The organism is Paraburkholderia kururiensis JCM 10599 = LMG 19447 (assembly GCF_003986935.1).
Lineage (GTDB): Bacteria > Pseudomonadota > Gammaproteobacteria > Burkholderiales > Burkholderiaceae > Paraburkholderia > Paraburkholderia kururiensis.
Genome location: NZ_RJZE01000121.1, coordinates 1 through 612 on the forward strand (window position 1 = coordinate 1; position 612 = coordinate 612).

Sequence of the window (612 nt, forward strand, 5' to 3'; positions counted from 1 at the left end):
TGCATTTGCCGTGTCACGTGCCCGCCGTGGCGAACAACGCCTTGCGGTATATCTCGACGTTGGTCGACGTGTCCGGCTGGTTCTCCATGCGCGGCGCGCTTCCTCTCCTGAACGCGCCTGCCTCGATAATCTGGCTCAGCTGCAGGTAGTTGCCGATGTCGAATAGCTCGACGCGGCCCGGGTAGTAGCGCGAGAACTGCATGAAGGTCTTCGTTCGTGTCGCGATGACGGGCCGGTTCAGATTGACCGCCATCGACATTGGCCCCGAAGCGGACTGTCCCACCTCGAGGTAAGGCAGCAGCACCGCATCGCATACCGCCATGGCGTGCGGAAACTGGTCGTCGCTCATCGGACCCATGAAGTGGGTGCGACGCGAGATATCGGAGACGTGACGTGTCCGCGCGAGGCGCAGCAGATCGTCCACCGATGTGGTGAGACTGATCGCCTTGCCCTGCCCGTTTCCCACCTCTTCGAGCCAGTTGCGTCCGGGGCTTACGATCCTCAGCAGTTCGGCGATGTAGGGGTCGAGCGGCACGCCCTGCTGGATCGCCTCGGGGTGCACGCCCCCGAAAATGGCGAGGTGATAGTTGTCGGGAAGCAGATGCAGCGCGC

1 pseudogene is annotated in these 612 nt (G+C 63.1%); it reads right to left on the reverse strand.

From position 1 onward, the window contains the following. Nucleotides 1-13: 13 nt before the first annotated feature. A pseudogene (locus PKKP23_RS33560) lies at nt 14-612 on the reverse strand (hypothetical protein); the annotation flags it as partial.